This is a genomic window from Massilia sp. DWR3-1-1 (assembly GCF_049898325.1).
In the GTDB taxonomy this organism is placed as follows: Bacteria; Pseudomonadota; Gammaproteobacteria; order Burkholderiales; family Burkholderiaceae_D; genus JAFCUW01.
Genome location: NZ_JAFCXL010000002.1, coordinates 126,702 through 144,457, shown reverse-complemented (window position 1 = coordinate 144,457; position 17,756 = coordinate 126,702). Strand labels below are relative to the sequence as shown.

The following is a 17,756-nucleotide window of genomic DNA, read 5'->3' as shown; positions in this document are numbered from 1 at the left end:
TAAGAATTAAAACGATATTTTACACAGGGGCGTCTCCATCGGCCTCGCCAAATTGCAAATTCGATGGAAAAACGTGTACGCACGGTTGTCGGCGACTCAAGGTTGCACCGTTGTTGTAATCGGATTGGCAGACAACTGGCCGGAATGGTAGTTCGGAATTGTAAGGATAAGTACTGGCAAGCTGCGCCTCATGGCCAGCTCGCCAGATGATGGCGTCGATAACGCTTGCCGTTTTCGCCAGACCCGATGTAAGCCTCATCCCAAAGGCTTGTGAATAATGGCGTATTGCGCCTGTGGTTCGAAGCTTTTGCAGGATCGCTGACGGTCAGGCCCGTTGATTTGCTCACCGCCTGGCGGAACCGAGCCCCCGGACCATTCCGGCGCCCCGGTCACGTTGCAGGCGTTGCGTCACTCGGCATGTCGATCGACCTCACCGCGCCCGGTTATGGCCGCAACGAGTCTCGTTGTCGCGCCATGCGAACAGGCATACCCACCCTCCAACTCCCCTTCTCGCGTACATCCCGTGTACCACGCCGCCCTGACAAGGCGGCTTGTTGCGGCCCTGAGCCGCGGAGTTAATAAAAATGAAACGCATGTTGTTCAATGCGACGCAGCAGGAAGAATTGCGCGTTGCCATCGTCGATGGTCAGAAACTGATCGATATCGATATCGAAACCGCCGGGCGCGAACAGCGCAAGTCCAACATCTATAAAGGCGTCATCACCCGCATCGAGCCCTCGCTGGAAGCCTGCTTCGTCAGCTACGGCGAAGACCGCCACGGTTTCCTGCCATTCAAGGAAGTCGCCCGCACGTATTTCCGCGAAGGCGTCGACGTGCGCACGGCCAGCATCAAGGAAGCGCTGCGCGAGGGCCAGGAAATCATGGTCCAGGTCGAAAAAGAAGAGCGCGGCAACAAGGGCGCGGCGCTGACCTCGTTCGTGTCGCTGGCCGGCCGTTACCTGGTCTTGATGCCCAACAACCCACGTGGCGGCGGCGTATCGCGCCGCGTCGAAGGGGAAGAGCGCCAGGAATTGCGCGAAACCATGGACAAACTGGACCTGCCGCAAGGCATGTCGGTGATTGCCCGCACCGCTGGCATCGGCCGCAACGTCGAAGAGTTGCAGTGGGACTTGAATTACCTGATGCAACTGTGGCGTGCCATCGAAGGCGCTGGCAAGACCGGCAGTGGCGCTTTCCTGATCTACCAGGAATCGTCCCTCGTCATCCGCGCCATCCGCGATTACTTCCAGCCTGACATCGGCGAGATCCTCATCGACACCGACGAGATCTACGAGCAGGCGCACCAGTTCATGAGCCACGTGATGCCCGACATGGTGCACCGTGTAAAACGTTACAGCGACGATGTGCCGCTGTTTTCGCGTTTCCAGATCGAACACCAGATCGAAACGGCGTACTCGCGCACGGTGCCCCTGCCGTCCGGCGGCGCCATCGTCATCGACCACACCGAGGCGCTCGTCTCCGTCGACGTCAACTCGGCCCGCGCCACCCGCGGCTCGGACATCGAAACGACGGCCTTCAACACCAACTGCGAAGCAGCCGAAGAAGTGGCGCGCCAGTTGCGCCTGCGCGATCTGGGCGGCCTGATCGTCATCGACTTCATCGACATGGAAGTGGCGAAGAACCAGCGCGAAGTGGAAACGCGCCTGAAAGACGCGCTGCACCATGACCGTGCCCGCGTCCAGATGGGCAAAATTTCCCGTTTCGGCCTGATGGAACTGTCACGTCAACGCCTGCGTCCGTCGCTGTCGGAAGGCTCCCACGTGACCTGCCCGCGCTGCTCGGGCACCGGCCACATCCGCGATACCGAATCGTCCGCCCTGCAGGTGCTGCGCATCATCCAGGAAGAGGCGATGAAGGAAAATTCGGCCACCATCCACGTGCAAGTGCCCGTCGATGTCGCCGCCTTCCTGCTCAACGAAAAACGCGGCGAAGTGTTGAAGATCGAAAACCGCCATCGTATCGGCGTGATCCTGATCCCGAATAAACACCTCGACACCCCCCACTACAAGCTCGAGCGCATCAAGCACGACGATCCCCGCCTCGAAGACAGCCAGGCCAGCTACAACCTGGCCGAATCGGCCGACACCGACATGGCCTACAGCAAGCGCCAGAAGGAAGAAGTCAAGCCGCGCCAGGAAGCCGTCGTCAAGACGATTACCCCTGCGCAACCGGCACCGATCGTCGACCGCAGCGAACAGGCCAAACCCGTCGTCGTCGCCGCGCCCGTCGCGCCGCCTGCGCCAGTGGCCGCCGTGGTCGAAGAGAGCTTCCTCGACAAGGTGATCAACTTCTTCATGGGCAAGAAAGCCGTGCCCGTGACCGCACCGGTGACCGTGGCCCCCGCAGCGCCCGTCAAGCCGGCAGCGCCGGCCGAGCGCGGCAATGGCGCCAACGGCGAGCGCGGCCGCAATCCCCGCGGCCGTGGCCGCAATGCTACTGGCAGCACGGGCGGCAAGGCCGAACGTGAAGCGGGCGCTGCAAAAGGCGGCCAGGCCACCCAAGCCGACGAGTTCACCCGTCCGGTCGACGCCGAAGGGCGCCCTGCCCGTCCACCGCGCGCACCGCGGCCTGCGCGTGAACCGCGCGAGCCACGCGAAGCCGTCGGCACAGAATCGGCAGCGGCAGCGACGCCGCGCGCCGAACGTGGCGAACGTCCTGAACGGGGCGAGCGTCCCGAGCGCGCCGAACGGGGCGAGCGCCCTGACCGCGCCGCCCGTCCGCCGCGTGAGCGCGCCGACTACCGCACCGTGGTGGCCGACGTAAAAACCGACGCCAAGGCGGAAGATGCGCCAGCGGTGCCGGAAACCATGTGGACGCCGCAGGATCCGGACGTGCCCGCCACCACCAGCGCCGTCGATGCGCCAGCGGTCGTGGCCGCCCCGGCGCCAGTGACCAGCGACAGCGATGAAATTGCCGCCAAGGTCGTCACGATGGGCCCGAACGGCGAGGAAATCGAGACGGATGCGAACGGCGACGAACCACGCCGCCGCCGCCGCCGCGGTGGCCGCAACCGCAATCGCCGTGACCGCGATGCCGAAGGCAACGAGATCGAAGCAGGCGACAACGAGGGCGAGAGCCCGCTCGCTGCGACGCCCGTGTTCACCCCGGTCGCCGACCAGGAAATCGCCGCCGCTGCCGCCGCCGCACCGGAACCGGTGTCGGAATACGTGGTGACGACGCCGGAGCCGACCGTGCTGGCCGACGCGCCCGAACCGGTACTGCCGGTCGAGCAAGTGGCCGCTGTTGCGCCGACCCCGGTCGCTGTGTCTGAGCCGGCACCGGCACCGGCGCCAACGCCCCTGGCCGACCGCGTCGCGATGCCTGCGCCGCTGTTTACCAGTGTCGTTGCCGCCCCTGCTGCGCCAGCACCAGTGATCAGCGAGCCAGCCCCGGTGGCCGAACGCGTCGCCGCGGTACCGGTGCTGGTACAGACCGATGCCGAGCAACTCGCGCCGGTCGCCGAGATCGCCGCGCCAGCCGTGGTCGAGGCAAGCGCACCAGCGCCAGCAATCGTCGACGTCCCTGTCGCCAGCCCCGTGCAGGTGGCCATCCCCGTCGAAGTAGCAACGACGGCGACGGCGCCGATCGAAGCGGTGGTCGATGCGCCAGCGCCAGTGGTAGCGCCGGCGCCGGTCGCAGCGGTGGCGCCAGCATCAGCACCGACGCCCGCGCCAGCCATCGCCGACCTGAGCGACATGCTAGGTTCGGCCGGCCTGACCCTGGCGGCGACCGATCCTGAAAAGCTGCGTGCAGCCCAGGAAGCGGCCGCCAAGGTCGCCCCGCCGGTGCGCGTGCCGCGCGAGCGCAAGCCGCTGCCGCCGCAAGCCGATGAGCCACTGATCCAGGTCGATACACGCCAATAAGCGTGGATTGATCTGACCACAAAAAGGGGAGCCAATGGCTTCCCTTTTTTTTTACTCACATTGAATGAATACTTTTTCCGAACTGCCGCGCACCGACCATCGCCCCGCCCCCGTCAGCCTGTGGGAGGCGGTCGGCTTCTGGTTCAAGCTGGGCTGGATCAGCTTTGGCGGCCCGGCCGGCCAGATCGCCATGATGCACCTGGAACTGGTCGAGCGGCGCCGCTGGATTTCCGAGCGGCGTTTTCTGCACGCCCTCAATTACTGCATGCTGCTGCCCGGCCCCGAGGCCACCCAGCTGGCCGTCTACATCGGCTGGCTGATGCACCGCAGCGGCGGCGCCATCGTCGCCGGCACCCTGTTCGTGCTGCCCTCCCTGCTGATCCTGATCGCCCTGAGCACCATTTATATGGCGTTCGGCGCCGTGCCCGCCGTCGCCGGCGTGCTCGACGGCATCAAGCCGGCGGTGGTGGCGATCGTGCTGGGGGCCGCCTGGCGGCTGGGCCGGCGCACCCTGAAGCATCCCCTGCTGCTCGGCATCGCCGCGCTCTCCTTCATCGCCATCGCCGTGGGCGGCGTGCCGTTTCCCCTGATCGTGCTGGGGGCGGCGCTGATCGGCGTGGCCGGCGCCCGCCTGCGCCCCCAGCTATTTCGGGCCGGTGGCCCGCCTGCGGGCGCCGCCGGTCAGCAGCGCCCGGCGCTGATCGACGACGACACCCCGCCGCCGCCGCACGCGCAATTTGGCTGGCGACGGCTGGCGCGCACGGCAGGGGTCGGCGTGGGGCTGGGCCTGCTCAGCTGGGGCTGGCTGGCCTGGCGCTTCGGCGCCGCCGGCGCGCTGGCGCAGATGGGCTGGTTTTTCACCAAGGCCGCCATGCTCACCTTCGGCGGCGCCTACGCCGTACTGCCCTACGTCTACCAGGGCGCGGTCGCGCATTTTCACTGGCTCAGCGGCGCGCAGATGGTCGACGGCCTGGCGCTGGGAGAAACCACGCCGGGACCCTTGATCATGGTGGTCGCTTTTGTCGGCTTTGTCGGCGCCTGGCAGGCGGCGCTGTTTGGCGAGGGAACCGCAGCGCTGTTCTGGTCGGGCGCTGCCGGTGCGCTGGTGGCAACCTGGTTCACCTTCCTGCCCTCCTTCATTTTCATCCTCGCCGGCGGGCCGCTGGTGGAGGCCAGCCGCGACGACGTGCGCATGACGGCGCCGCTGACGGCGATTGCCGCCGCCGTGGTCGGCGTCATCGTCAGCCTGGCGCTGTTCTTCGGCCAGCACGTGTTCGTGCGCGATGGCCATCCCGACTGGCAGGCGGTGGCGATCGGCGTGGTGGCCGCCGTCGCCCTGTTCGGCTTCAGGACGGGGCCCATCAAATTGATCGCCGCCTGTGCGCTGGCGGGCCTCGTGCTATCGTATCGGCATGTCTGAAAAAATCATCTTGCTGCACCAGGAGCGCACCCGCGCCATGACCGTGCCCGCCGTGCTCGACGCACCGGTCGGGCAGGTCGACGACGCGCTGGGCCGCCCCCTGCACGACCTGCGCATTTCCGTCACCGACCGCTGCAATTTCCGCTGCGTCTATTGCATGCCGAAGGAAGTGTTCGACAAGGACTACGCCTACCTGCCGCACAATGCGCTGCTCTCGTTCGAGGAAATTACCCGGGTGGCGTCGATCTTCGTCGCCCACGGCGTGGAAAAAATCCGCCTGACGGGCGGCGAGCCCCTGCTGCGCAAGGATCTCGAACGCCTGATCGCCATGCTGGCGGCGCTGCCCACCCCCAGCGGGCGGCCGCTCGACCTGACTCTCACCACCAACGGCTCGCTGCTGGCCCGCAAGGCGCGCGCGCTCAAGGATGCGGGCCTGAACCGCGTCACCGTCTCGCTCGACGCCCTCGACGATGCCATCTTCAAGCGCATGAACGACGTCGATTTCGCCGTCGACGACGTGTTGCGGGGGATCGACGCCGCCCACCAGGCGGGACTGGGCCCCATCAAGATCAACATGGTGGTCAAGGCCGGCATGAACGACCAGCAGATCCTGCCGATGGCGCGGTATTTCAAAAACACGCCGTTCATCTTGCGCTTCATCGAGTACATGGACGTGGGCGCGTCGAACGGCTGGAACATGGCCGAGGTGATCGCCTCGCGCGAGGTGGTAGCGCGCATCGATGCCGAGATGCCGCTGGTGGCCATCGATGCCAACTACACGGGCGAAACGGCCGCGCGCTGGCGCTACCGCGACGGTGGCGGCGAAGTGGGCATGATCTCCAGCGTCACCCAATCCTTCTGCAAGGATTGCTCGCGCACGCGCCTGTCGACCGAAGGCCAACTCTATACCTGCCTGTTCGCCACCCGCGGCCACGATGTGCGCGGCTTGCTGCGCGCGGGCCGCAGCGACGCCGAAATCGCCGCCGCCGTCTCGCACCTGTGGCGCGCGCGCACCGACCGCTACTCCGACACCCGCACGCAGAACACCCAAGCGGCCGGCCAGGGCACCGAGCCGGGCTTGAAGCGGGTCGAGATGTCCTATATTGGCGGATAAACCAGCAGGCACTGAAGCCCTCGACGGAAAAATCAACATGCAAAAAAATCAGCAACTGAGCGCCCTGATCCTGGCGGGCGGCCGCGGCACCCGCATGGGCCACGTCGACAAGGGACTGCAAGCGTTCCGCGGCCTGACCATGGCCGGCCACGTGCTGCAACGGCTGGCGCCACAAGTGGGCGCGGTCGCCATCAACGCCAACCAGAACCTGGACGCCTACCGCGCCTTCGACGTGCCCGTGTGGCCCGACGAGACGACCGGCTTTGCCGGCCCGCTGGCCGGCCTCGAAGTGGGGCTGCGCCACTGCGCCACGCCGTTCCTGGTGACGGCGCCGTGCGACTCGCCGTTCGTGCCGCTCGACCTGGCCGAGCGCCTGTTCACCGCCCTGCAGGCGCAGGACGCCGATGTCGCGCTGGCGGTGACGCAGGAAGCGGGCCAGCGACGCCAGCCCCATCCCGTGTTCTGCCTGGTCAAGACCAGCCTGCTGCCGGTGCTGTCGCAATACCTCGCTGAAGGCGGGCGCAAGATGGACGGCTGGTATGCGGGCCTGAAGGTGGCCGAGGTGCTGTTCGACGACAGCGACGCCTTCCGCAACATCAATACCCGCGACGAGCTCGACAGCCTGGACAGCGCCCGCCCGCCGCGCTTAAAGGACGTGGTGAGCTGCCTGTCCGCCTACGATCCCGACGCCCTGCCCGTGCGTGACGCCCAGCAGATCATCGCCCGCTTCGTCACCCCCATCGGCGCCATCGAAAAAGTCGCCTTGCGCGCATCGCTCGACCGGGTGCTGGCGACCGACCTGATCTCGCCGATCAATGTGCCGGCGCACGACAACTCGGCCATGGACGGCTACGCCCTGCGCGGCGCCGACCTGCTGGCCGATGCGCCGACCACCTTGCGGGTGATCGCGACGGTGTTTGCCGGCCGCCCCAGCGACGCCGTGCCGGCGGCCGGCGAATGCGTGCGCATCATGACGGGCGCGGTGATGCCGCCCGGCTGCGACAGCGTGATCCCGCAGGAGCACGTGGCGGCCATCAGCGACGATGGCGCGGCCATCACCATAGCCGCCGGCGCCATTGGCACGGGCGACAATCGCCGCTTCGCCGGCGAAGACCTGCGCGCCGACAGCCCCGCCCTGCAGCGGGGCCGCATCATCCGGCCCGCCGACCTGGGCCTGCTGGCCTCGCTTGGCTTTGCCGAGGTGCCCGTGCAGCGCCGCTTGCGGGTGGCGTTCTTTTCAACGGGCGACGAACTGCGCTCAATCGGCGAAGCGCTCGACACGGGCTGCGTCTACGACAGCAACCGCTACACCCTGTATGGCATGCTGACCCGGCTGGGCTGCGACATCATCGACATGGGCGTCGTGCGCGACGACCCGGCGGCGCTGGAAGCGGCCTTGCGCACGGCCTGCGAAAACGCCGACGCCATCATCACCTCGGGCGGCGTCTCGGTGGGCGCCGCCGACTACACGCGCGACATCATGGCCAAACTGGGCGACGTCACGTTCTGGAAAATCGGCATGCGCCCGGGCCGCCCGCTGGCCTTCGGTAAAATCACCTCGAACGGCCATAGCGCCTTCCTGTTCGGCTTGCCGGGCAATCCGGTGGCGGTGATGGTGTCGTTCTACTTTTTCGCCCGCACCGCCCTGCTGGCGATGATGGGCGCGCAGGCGCCGCTGCCGCTGCTGAAGGTGCGCTCGAAGAACCCCATCCGCAAGAAGGCCGGCCGCACCGAGTATCAGCGCGGCATCCTCGCCACCGGCGACGATGGCGTGCAGCAGGTGGCCATCACGGGCGCCCAAGGGTCGGGCATCCTGCGCTCGATGTCGGAGGCGAACTGCATGGTGGTGCTGCCTGACGAACAGGGCAATGTGGCGGCGGGCGACATGGTCGACGTGATGCTGTTCGACGGCCTGATCTGAGGTATCAAGCGATCTGACCTGTCACGCGATAAAAATCGCCGCATCCATGGTCTTCAGGCCGGCGCCCAGCGAGGGCCTGAAATCCATCTGCGCAAAGATATCGCGCTCGATGTCGATGCCGGGCGCCACCTCGATCAGTTCCAGCCCCGTCGCGCACAGGCGAAACACGCAGCGCTCCGTCACGTACAGCGCGCTCTGGCCGCGCGCCCAGGCGAACCGGCCCGCATAGGTGCGGTGCTCGACGGTGTCGACGAATTTGCGGGTGTGCCCTTCGTGGACGATGCGCAGCAGGCCCTGCTCGACCAGCACCTGCAGGCCGCCGGCGCTGAAGGTACCGACAAACACCACCTTGCGGGCGTTCTGGCTGATGTTGATGAAGCCGCCCGCGCCGGCCAGCCGGCTGCCGAACTTGCTGACATTGAGATTGCCCTCGCGGTCCGCTTGCGCCAGTCCCAGCACGGCGACATCGAGCCCGCCGCCATCATAGAAATCGAACTGGCTGGGCTGGTCGATGACGGCCTGCGGATTGATGGAAGCGCCGAAGTCGAGCCCACCGGCCGGCATGCCGCCGATGGCGCCCGCCTCGGTGGTGAGGGTGAAGGTGTCGAGCAGGCCTTCCTCGGCGGCCACCCGCGCCACCCCTTCCGGCATGCCGATGCCCAGGTTGACGACGTCACCCTCGCGCAGTTCCATCAGGGCGCGGCGGGCGATGATCTTGCGCTCGCACAGGGGCATCGGCGCCATCGCCGACACGGCCACGCGCAGGTCGCCGGCGAAGGCGGCGCTGTATGCGGTATGAAAGGTCTGCATGTGCTGCGATGGCTGCTCGGCCACCACCACGCAATCGACGAGGATGCCGGGAATCTTGACCTGGCGCGGGTGCAAGGCGCCGTTGGCCACCACCTGCTCGACCTGCACGATGACGAGGCCACCACTGTTGTGGGCGGCCATGGCGATGGCGAGCGCTTCGAGCGTGAGGGCCTCGTGTTCCATGCTGACGTTGCCGCAGGCGTCGGCGCTGGTGCCGCGCAGGATGGCGACGTCGATCTTGCGGGTTTTATAGAACAGGTATTCGGCGCCGTCGATGTTCATCAGCGACACCACATCTTCGCGCGCCCGTTCACTGATTTTGCCGCCGCCGTAGCGGGGATCGACAAAGGTGCCCAGGCCCACCGTGGTGATCAGGCCAGGCTTGCCGGCGGCAGTGTCGCGAAACAGCTGGCTGATGACGCCCTGCGGCAGATTGTAGGCGGCAATTTTATTGTCGATGGCGAGCTTTTGCAGCGCCGGCACCAGTGCCCAGTGGCCGCCGATCACGCGCGCGATCAAGCCCTCGTGGCCCAGGTGATTGAGGCCGCGCAGCTTGCCGTCGCCCTGCCCGGCCGCGTAGACCAGGGTCAGCGCGCGCGGCGCGCCCGTGGCGAGAAAGCGCTGCTCGAGCGCGATGGCGATGTTCTCGGCGAAGCCGACGCCGACGAAGCCGCCTGTGGCGACGGTGGCGCCGTCGCCGATGCGCGCGACGGCGGCGGCGGCGGACAACTGTTTATGACGCATGGCCGTTCCCCTGCTTGACACTGCTCACGACAGGCCTTCGCCGTCCAGGTCCGGCTCGGCCACCTGGGCCCCCAGCATCAGCTCGGCCGTTTCGCTGGGCAGCGCCTCCACCGATTTGAGCTTGCGCGCCATCTGGCGGCTGCGCATCTCGGCGTTCTCGATATTCTTCGCCGCTTTTTCCAGGGTCAGGCGGGTATTGCTCAGCACTGTGCCAAATTTGCCGAACTCGGTCTTGACCGCGCCCAGCACCTGCCACACTTCCGACGAGCGCTTCTCCAGCGCCAGCGTGCGAAAGCCCATCTGCAAGCTGCTCAGGATTGCCGCCAGCGTCGACGGCCCGGCGATCGACACGCGCAGGGTGCGCTGCAAATCGTCGGCCAGGCCGGGCCGGCGCATCACTTCGGCGTATAAACCCTCGGTGGGCAGGAACAGGATGGCGAAATCGGTCGTCAGCGGGGGCGACAGGTATTTGTCGCAGATGGTTTTCGCTTCGCCCCGCACCGCCCGTTCCAGCTCCCGGCCAAACGCCTGCACGCCGTCGGCGTCGGCGCGGTCGGCCGCTTCGACCAGCCGCTCGTACTGCTCTTTCGGGAACTTGGCGTCGATCGGCAGCCACATGGGCACGCCGCTGTCGCTGTTGCCGGGCAGCTTGATGGCAAACTCGACGCGGGCGCCGCTGCCGGGAATGGTCTCGACGTTCTTCGCATACTGGTCCGCCGTGAGGACCTGCTCGAGCAGCATTTCCAGCTGCACTTCGCCCCAGGTGCCGCGCGTCTTGACGTTGGTGAGCACCCGCTTCAGGTCGCCCACGCCGATCGCCAGCTGCTGCATTTCGCCCAGGCCCTGGTGGACCCGCTCGAGCCGCTCCGACACCTGGCGGAACGACTCCGACAGGCGCGTCTCGAGCGTGGCATGGAGTTTTTCGTCGACCGTCTTGCGCATCTCTTCCAGGCGCGCGCCGTTGTCGGCCTGCAGCTCGCCGATCTTGCTCTCGAGCGTGGCGCGCACTTCCAGCATGCGCCGCGCGTTTGATTCGTTGAGGGTGTGCAGGCTGTGCGCCAGCGTGTCGGCCAGCCGCTTGAGCGTGGCCGCCTGCTCCTCGCGGCCGCTGGCGCCCTGCTGGGCGATGTGATGGCGCATGCCCTCGAGCTGCTGGGCGGCGGCGCCGTGGTGGTGCGCCAGCGTGGCCGCCAGCTCCTGGCGGGTGGCCTGGGCGCTCGCTTGCAGTTCGCCCCGCAGCGAGCGTTCGAGGCGTTCGAACTGGGCGTCGTTGGCGGCGCCCGTGCCGCGCCCGCGCAGCAGCAGCGCCAGTTGCAAGGCGACGACGACGAGCGCCAGCGCGGCCAGCACGAGAAATTCGGTTTGATTCATCAGTCGGCCTTATTGCGCATCCAGTCGGCCGTCTGGAAGAACGACTCCATCAGGCGAAGGCGCAGGCTCTCCTCGATGCCGACGTCTTCCATCGCCCAGGCCATCGCGCGCAGCCACTGGTCGCGTTCACTGGTGCCGATCGCGTACGGCAGGTGACGCGCGCGCAGGCGCGGGTGGCCGTAGCGCTCGATATACAGGTCGGGACCGCCCATCCAGCCGCTCAGGAACATGAATAATTTGTCGCGCGAGCTGTCGTTGGGGACGGGGTGCATGGCGTGGATGCCGGCAAATTCCCCTTCCAGTTGCATCAGATCGTAGAAGCGGTCGACCAGTTCGCGCAGAACGGCCGCACCGCCGATGGTGTCGTAGAGAGTAGGAGCTGAAGTCATGCCCCCATGATATCAGCAGGGTGCGCTTCAGGTGCCCCGCAAGGTCTGTAGCGGCGGCTGGCGCAGCACATTGCGCAGTCCCAGCCAGCCGCCACCGATGGCGCAGGCCACGCCGACGGCAATGCCGGCCATGAACACCACGGGGCTGAACACCCATTCGAACTTGAATTGGTAGGTGGCCAGCGCCCAGCCCAATGCTGCCGCGCCGCTGGCGGCCAGGAAGCCCGACAGCGCGCCCACCAGCGCGAATTCGATCCACTGGGCGCGCGAGAGCTGCTTGCGGGTGGCGCCCAGCGCGCGCAGCAGGGCCGCCTCGCGGGTGCGCTCGTCCTGCGATCCCATCAGCGCCGCGTACAACACCAGCACGCCCGACACCAGCGTGAACAAGAACAGGAACTCGACGGCGGTGACCACCTGCCCCAGCACTTCCTGCAACTGGTTGATGATGCCGCTGACGTCGATCACGGTGAGGTTGGGGAACTCGCGCGTGAGCGAGTTGGTGAGATTGGCCGAACCGGCGGGCAGGTGGAACGCCGTCATCAGCGTTTGCGGCGTCGCCTTCATCGCCTCGGGATTGATGATGACAAAGAAATTGGCGCGCATCGATCCCCACTCGAGCTTGCGCAAGCTGGTTACGCGGGCCTCGACGATCTGGCCGGCGATATCGAAGCGCATGACGTCGCCCAGCTTGATGCGCAGCGTCTTGGCGATGCCCTGCTCGACGGACGCCTCGGCCTGGCCGGTGGTGTCGCTGAACCACTTGCCGGCGACGATCTGGTTCGAGGCCTGCAATTGCTGCATGGTCGACAGGTTGAACTCGCGCTCGGCCAGCCGGCGCGCATCGTCGGCCTGGTAGGTGGCCGCCGTGATGGCCTGGCCGTTCAGCGCCGTCAGGCGCCCGCGGATCATGGGATAGAGCACGGCGCCGTCGACCTTGGCGGCGGCCAGGCGGGCCGCCACGGGCGCGCGCTGGTCAGGCATGATGTTGATGATGAAGCGGTTCGGCGCGTCGGCCGGGGTGGCGCTTTGCCAGGCGCTGGTGAGGTCGCCCCGCACCACCGTCAGCAGCAGCAGCGCCATCAGGCCCAGCGCCAGCGACACCACCTGCACGATGGTGGCGCCGGGCCGGCGCTGCAGGGCGTTGAGGGCGAAGCGCCAGGCCTGCGCGTCGATGGCCCCGCGCAGGCGCCGCAGCAGCGCCAGGCCCAGCCAGCCGGCCAGCGCGAACACGCCGAAGCCGCCCAGGAAGCCCAGCGCCGTCACCAGCGCCAGCTGGCGGTCACCGGCCTGCCACAGCAGCAGGCCGACGAACGCGACGATGCCCAGGCCATAGGTGGCCAGCGCCATCGCCTGCGGTGGCGCCTGTTCGCGGCGCAGCACCCGGTTGTGCGGCACGTTGCGCAGCTGCAGCACGGGCGGCAGCGCGAAGCCGACCAGCAGCAGCATGCCCGTGGCCACCCCTTGCAGGGCGGGCAGGATCGACACGGGCGGCAGGTCGGTGGTGATAAAACTGCCGATCAGCTCGAGCAGAACGTAGTGCGCGCCGAAGCCCACCAGCACGCCCAGCACGCTGCCGGCCAGCCCCACCAGCACGAATTCGATCAGGTACAGGGCGCTGACCTGGTTTTGCGACAGCCCCAGGCAGCGCAGCATGGCGCAGGCGTCGAGGTGGCGCAGCATGAAGCGGCGCGCCGCCATCGCCACGGCGACCGCCGCCAGCATCGCCGAGAGCAGGCCGACGAGCGACAGGAAGCGGTCGGCGCGGTCGAGCGTGGCGCGCATCTCGGGCCGGCCGTTTTCCAGCGACTCGATGCGCACGCCCTTGATGGCGTCGGCGCTGATGCGGCCTTTCAGCCAGGCCTCATAGTCGCCGATGGCCGACAGATCGTTGTTCGACGGCGCCGCCACCAGCAGGCGGTAGGTCACGCGCGACCCATTGTCGACCAGGCCGGTGGCGGCCAGGTCGGCCATCGACAGCATCACGCGGGGCGCGAAGTTGGCGAACGAGGGGCCGCGGTCCGGTTCGGCGGCGATCAGTTCGGTGATGGTGAACGCTTTGTCGCCCAGTTGCAGCGTCGCCCCCACCGAGGTCTTCAGGCCGCTCAGGATGTTCGGATCGACCCAGACGGTGCCGGGCGCCGGGGTGGCCAGCGTTTTGACGCCGTGCCCGTCCGCCGCTTGCTGGGTGCTGGTGGTGATTTTTAATTGTCCGCGCAAGGGGTAGCCCGTGCTGACCGCCTTGATCGAGGCCAGCTGGGCGCTCGACTGCTCACCCTGCCCCGCCTGCGCCATGCTGGGGAAGGTGACGGTGTCGGCCAGGATCAGGCCGCGCCGCGCCGCTTCCTGGCGCCACGCGGCAGGCAGTGGCTGATCGGCATTGACGAGCAGATCGGCGCCCAGCAACTGGTGCGCGTCGCGGTTGAGGCTGCTGCGCATGCGGTCGATGAAAAAACCCACGGCCGACAACGAGGCCACGGCGACGATCAGGGCGACGAGCAGGAAGCGCAATTCACCGGCGCGCCAGTCGCGGGCGGTCATGCGGAACGATTGAATCAACATGGTGTCTAACGAAGTTGGGGGGAACGCGCCTTACAGCGCGGCGAAGTAAGCGTCGAGCTCGGCCAGGTGCGCCTGCTTGGCGGCCTCGGGCAAGAAGGAGGCCACAAAACTGTTGCGTGCCAGCCGGTGCGCGTGCGACAAGCCCAGCGGCAAGGCATCGAAGGCGGCAAGAAAATTATCGTTCATATAACCGCCAAAATAGGCCGGGTCGTCCGAGTTGATGGTGGCGGCCAGGCCGGCATCGAGCAGCTCGAGCAAATTGTGCTGGCCCATGTGATCGAACACGCGCAGCTTGATGTTCGACAAGGGGCAGACGGTCAGGGCGATCTGTTCGCGCGCCAGGCGCGCGGTGAGCGCCGCACTGTCGAGGCAGCGCACGCCATGGTCGATGCGCTCGACCTGCAGCACGTCGAGCGCCGTTTCGATGTAGGCGGGCGGGCCTTCCTCGCCGGCGTGGGCCACCAGGTGCAGGCCCAGTTCGCGGCAGCGGGCGAACACGCGGGCGAATTTTTCCGGCGGATGGCCCAGTTCCGATGAATCCAGGCCCACGCCGATGAATTTGTCGCGGTGCGGCAGCGCTTCGTCGAGGGTGGCCAGTGCCGCCTCTTCGCTCAGGTGGCGCAGGAAGCACATGATGATGGTGGCGCTGATGGGACCGTCCTGGCAGGCGCGCCAGATGCCGTCGATGGCGGTGGCAAAAGGCACGCCACGGTCGGTGTGGGTTTGCGGATCGAAAAACAGTTCGGCATGGCGGACATTGTCGGCCGCCGCGCGGCGCAGGTAGGCGGCCGTCATGTCGTAGAAATCCTGCTCGGTCAGCAGGACACTGGCGCCCGCATAATAAATATCGAGGAACGATTGCAGATTATCGAAAGCATATGCCGCGCGCAGCTTGTCAACCGATGGGTAGGCCAGGGTGACGCCGTTTCGTTGAGCCAACTCAAAGATCAGCTCGGGTTCCAGTGACCCTTCGATGTGGATGTGCAATTCTGCCTTGGGCATCTCTTGCACAATGGATTTCAACTGTGGGTGCTGCATGGGAGATTCTCCGAAATAGTGGGCGCTGAACAGGTCGGCCCAGTGTAGCGCAAGCGCGCGACAACTTCAGCCGGCGACGAGATTTCGCGCGAGCATGTATGTGTCAGCCGCAAGAAAATTCTCCGTGGTCTCCGGCAACGCATGGCATCGCCGGGCCCATTTATCGGCGCAAAGAATGCGCCCGATCACGGTTCAATTCGGCACGGCGAACGGGCGCAAATGAAACGACAAATGGCCCCGCAATGCGGCCTGGAAAATGCCACAGAAAAACGATTAAAAGATTTAAAATCAAATACTTACCGATGTTACATACAGTACCACGACATTGTTTTGACATCCGCTTCTATTAGGCACATAATAAATTTCATAGGCGTAAGAAGACGTTGTCAGAACGCGCAAAATCACCGGAAATCCGGTTATTAAAATAATAGAGTCGACGCAGGAATTTGTTTCGTATTTTTCCTTCACGAAACGTTCTGTCGGCTTACAAGGAGAGACGCCAGTGTACGGGCCTGGGCAAGTTTTCTTGCCGGCATCAGGGATTCAGCACGCACCTACAAAGGACCTCAAATGACGATTTTTGACAAATACGCCGCTCGCTACGAGCGTACCAGGGAAGAAGAATTTTCCCTTTCCGACTATCTGGCATTGTGCAAAAAGGATCCATTGACGTATGCCAGCGCGCCCGAGCGCATGCTGGCCGCCATCGGCGAACCGACCCTGGTCGACACCCGCACCGACACCCGCCTCTCGCGCATCTTCGCCAACAAGGTCATCAAGCTCTACCCGGCCTTCAAGGACTTCTACGGCACCGAAGAAGTGATCGAGCAGGTCGTTTCCTACTTCCGCCACGCCGCCCAGGGCCTCGAAGAGCGCAAGCAGATCCTGTACCTGCTCGGTCCCGTCGGCGGCGGCAAATCGTCGATCGCCGAAAAACTCAAATCGTTGATGGAGCAGGTGCCGTTCTATTGCCTGAAAGGCTCGCCCGTCAACGAGTCGCCGCTGGGCCTGTTCAACGAAGACGAGGACGGCACCCTGCTCGAAGAAGACTACGGCATCCCGCGCCGCTACCTGCGCACCATTCCCAGCCCGTGGGCGGTCAAGCGCCTGCACGAGTTCAACGGCGACATCAACAAGTTCCGCGTGGTCAAGCGCTATCCGTCGATCCTGAAACAGATTGCCATTTCCAAGACGGAACCGGGCGACGAAAACAACCAGGATATTTCTTCGCTGGTGGGCAAGGTCGATATCCGCAAGCTGGAAGACTACGCCCAGGATGACCCGGACGCCTACAGCTATTCAGGCGGCCTGTGCCTGGGCAACCAGGGCTTGATGGAATTTGTCGAGATGTTCAAGGCGCCCATCAAGGTGCTGCACCCCTTGCTGACGGCCACCCAGGAAGGCAATTACAAGGGCACCGAAGGATTCGGCGCCATCCCCTTCGACGGCATCGTGCTGGCCCACTCGAACGAGTCGGAGTGGAAGACGTTCCGCAACAACCGCAACAACGAAGCCTTCCTTGACCGCATCTATATCGTCAAGGTGCCGTATTGCTTGCGGGTGTCGGACGAAATCAAGATCTACGACAAGCTCATCCGCAATTCCTCGCTGGAGGCCGCGCCGTGCGCGCCCGGCACCATGAAAATGATGGCGCAGTTCGCCATCCTGTCGCGCCTGAAAGACCCGGAAAACTCCAGCATCTTCTCCAAGATGCTCGTCTACGATGGCGAAAACCTGAAAGACACCGATCCGAAAGCCAAGTCGATGCACGAATACGTCGACTATGCCGGGGTCGACGAAGGCATGAACGGGCTGTCGACCCGCTTTGCCTTCAAGATCCTGTCGAAGGTGTTCAACTTCGACAATACGGAGGTGGCGGCCAACCCCGTGCACCTGCTGTACGTGCTCGAGCAACAGATCGAGCGCGAACAATTCGCCCCGGAGACGGAACAGCGCTATCTGTCGTATATCAAGGAGCACCTGGCGCACCGCTATGTCGATTTTATCGGCAAGGAAATCCAGACGGCCTACCTGGAAAGCTATTCCGAATACGGCCAGAATATTTTTGACCGCTACGTCACGTTTGCCGATTTCTGGATCCAGGACCAGGAGTTCCGCGACCCGGACACGGGCGAATCGTTCGACCGCGATTCGCTCAACAGCGAACTGGAAAAAATCGAAAAGCCGGCCGGCATTTCGAACCCGAAGGATTTCCGCAACGAGATCGTCAACTTCGGCCTGCGCGCCCGCGCCACCAACGGCGGCAAGAATCCCGCCTGGACCAGTTACGAGAAATTCCGTACCGTGATCGAGAAAAAAATGTTCTCGAACACGGAGGAATTGCTGCCCGTGATCTCGTTCAATGCCAAGGCCTCGGCCGAGGACGCCAACAAGCACGCCGACTTTGTCGCCCGCATGGTCGAAAAAGGCTACACGGCCAAGCAGGTGCGCTTGCTGTGCGAGTGGTATCTGCGTGTGCGGAAGTCGTCTTGAGCGCAAAGGTTTA

Annotated in this window: 10 protein-coding genes; 5 read left to right on the top strand and 5 right to left on the bottom strand. The window is 65.5% G+C overall.

The genetic code is table 11. The features are described 5' to 3' along the window. Positions 1 to 584: 584 nt before the first annotated feature. The 4 genes from ACP7EY_RS02870 (at position 585) to glp (ending at position 8,339) form a co-directional block, all read left to right on the top strand. The gene (locus tag ACP7EY_RS02870; protein WP_426190272.1) at positions 585 to 3,884 is read left to right on the top strand and encodes an Rne/Rng family ribonuclease; all 3,300 of its coding nucleotides are present in this window, start codon (positions 585 to 587) and stop codon (positions 3,882 to 3,884) included. A 64-nt stretch (positions 3,885 to 3,948) separates the two neighbouring features. Beyond that, positions 3,949 to 5,304, top strand: a complete 1,356-nt coding sequence (gene chrA, locus ACP7EY_RS02865) for a chromate efflux transporter (RefSeq protein WP_426190270.1) — start codon at positions 3,949 to 3,951, stop codon at positions 5,302 to 5,304. Further along, positions 5,297 to 6,418 carry a GTP 3',8-cyclase MoaA gene (gene moaA / locus ACP7EY_RS02860; protein ID WP_426190268.1) on the top strand — a complete coding sequence of 374 codons (1,122 nt, stop codon included), beginning with the start codon at positions 5,297 to 5,299 and terminating at the stop codon, positions 6,416 to 6,418. The genes chrA and moaA overlap by 8 nt, the downstream gene beginning before the upstream one ends. A gap of 37 nt (positions 6,419 to 6,455) precedes the next feature. Beyond that, the gene (gene glp, locus ACP7EY_RS02855; RefSeq protein WP_426190266.1) at positions 6,456 to 8,339 is read left to right on the top strand and encodes a gephyrin-like molybdotransferase Glp; all 1,884 of its coding nucleotides are present in this window, start codon (positions 6,456 to 6,458) and stop codon (positions 8,337 to 8,339) included. A 21-nt stretch (positions 8,340 to 8,360) separates the two neighbouring features. Here the strand turns inward: glp and ACP7EY_RS02850 are convergent, their stop codons facing one another. Genes ACP7EY_RS02850 through ACP7EY_RS02830 form a run of 5 tightly spaced genes read right to left on the bottom strand, consistent with a single transcriptional unit; the run spans position 8,361 to position 15,250 of the window. Continuing rightward, positions 8,361 to 9,893, bottom strand: coding sequence for an acyl CoA:acetate/3-ketoacid CoA transferase (locus ACP7EY_RS02850; protein WP_426190264.1), 1,533 nt, complete (start codon positions 9,891 to 9,893; stop codon positions 8,361 to 8,363). A gap of 24 nt (positions 9,894 to 9,917) precedes the next feature. Then, positions 9,918 to 11,264, bottom strand: a complete 1,347-nt coding sequence (rmuC, locus tag ACP7EY_RS02845; RefSeq protein ID WP_426190262.1) for a DNA recombination protein RmuC — start codon at positions 11,262 to 11,264, stop codon at positions 9,918 to 9,920. Next, a complete protein-coding gene (locus ACP7EY_RS02840) occupies positions 11,264 to 11,653 on the bottom strand; it encodes a group II truncated hemoglobin (protein WP_426190260.1) in 390 nt (129 codons plus the stop codon). The genes rmuC and ACP7EY_RS02840 overlap by 1 nt, the downstream gene beginning before the upstream one ends. 27 nt (positions 11,654 to 11,680) lie before the next feature. Beyond that, positions 11,681 to 14,212, bottom strand: coding sequence for an ABC transporter permease (locus ACP7EY_RS02835; RefSeq protein WP_426190258.1), 2,532 nt, complete (start codon positions 14,210 to 14,212; stop codon positions 11,681 to 11,683). Between the two features lie 30 nt (positions 14,213 to 14,242). After that, positions 14,243 to 15,250 (bottom strand): adenosine deaminase, encoded by a 1,008-nt coding sequence (locus tag ACP7EY_RS02830; RefSeq protein WP_426190256.1) that lies wholly within the window; start codon positions 15,248 to 15,250, stop codon positions 14,243 to 14,245. Between the two features lie 570 nt (positions 15,251 to 15,820). On the opposite strand from ACP7EY_RS02830, the gene ACP7EY_RS02825 reads away from it, so the two are divergent. Beyond that, positions 15,821 to 17,743 (top strand): PrkA family serine protein kinase, encoded by a 1,923-nt coding sequence (locus tag ACP7EY_RS02825; protein WP_426190254.1) that lies wholly within the window; start codon positions 15,821 to 15,823, stop codon positions 17,741 to 17,743. The last annotated feature ends 13 nt before the right edge of the window (positions 17,744 to 17,756 follow it).

Coding starts and splice junctions, on each gene's coding strand:
- moaA (WP_426190268.1), top strand. CDS start 5,297: ATGTCTGAAAAAATCATCTTGCTGCACCAGGAGCGCACCCGCGCCATG.
- chrA (WP_426190270.1), top strand. CDS start 3,949: ATGAATACTTTTTCCGAACTGCCGCGCACCGACCATCGCCCCGCCCCC.
- ACP7EY_RS02835 (WP_426190258.1), bottom strand. CDS start 14,212: ATGTTGATTCAATCGTTCCGCATGACCGCCCGCGACTGGCGCGCCGGT.
- ACP7EY_RS02840 (WP_426190260.1), bottom strand. CDS start 11,653: ATGACTTCAGCTCCTACTCTCTACGACACCATCGGCGGTGCGGCCGTT.
- ACP7EY_RS02870 (WP_426190272.1), top strand. CDS start 585: ATGAAACGCATGTTGTTCAATGCGACGCAGCAGGAAGAATTGCGCGTT.
- rmuC (WP_426190262.1), bottom strand. CDS start 11,264: ATGAATCAAACCGAATTTCTCGTGCTGGCCGCGCTGGCGCTCGTCGTC.
- glp (WP_426190266.1), top strand. CDS start 6,456: ATGCAAAAAAATCAGCAACTGAGCGCCCTGATCCTGGCGGGCGGCCGC.
- ACP7EY_RS02850 (WP_426190264.1), bottom strand. CDS start 9,893: ATGCGTCATAAACAGTTGTCCGCCGCCGCCGCCGTCGCGCGCATCGGC.
- ACP7EY_RS02830 (WP_426190256.1), bottom strand. CDS start 15,250: ATGCAGCACCCACAGTTGAAATCCATTGTGCAAGAGATGCCCAAGGCA.
- ACP7EY_RS02825 (WP_426190254.1), top strand. CDS start 15,821: ATGACGATTTTTGACAAATACGCCGCTCGCTACGAGCGTACCAGGGAA.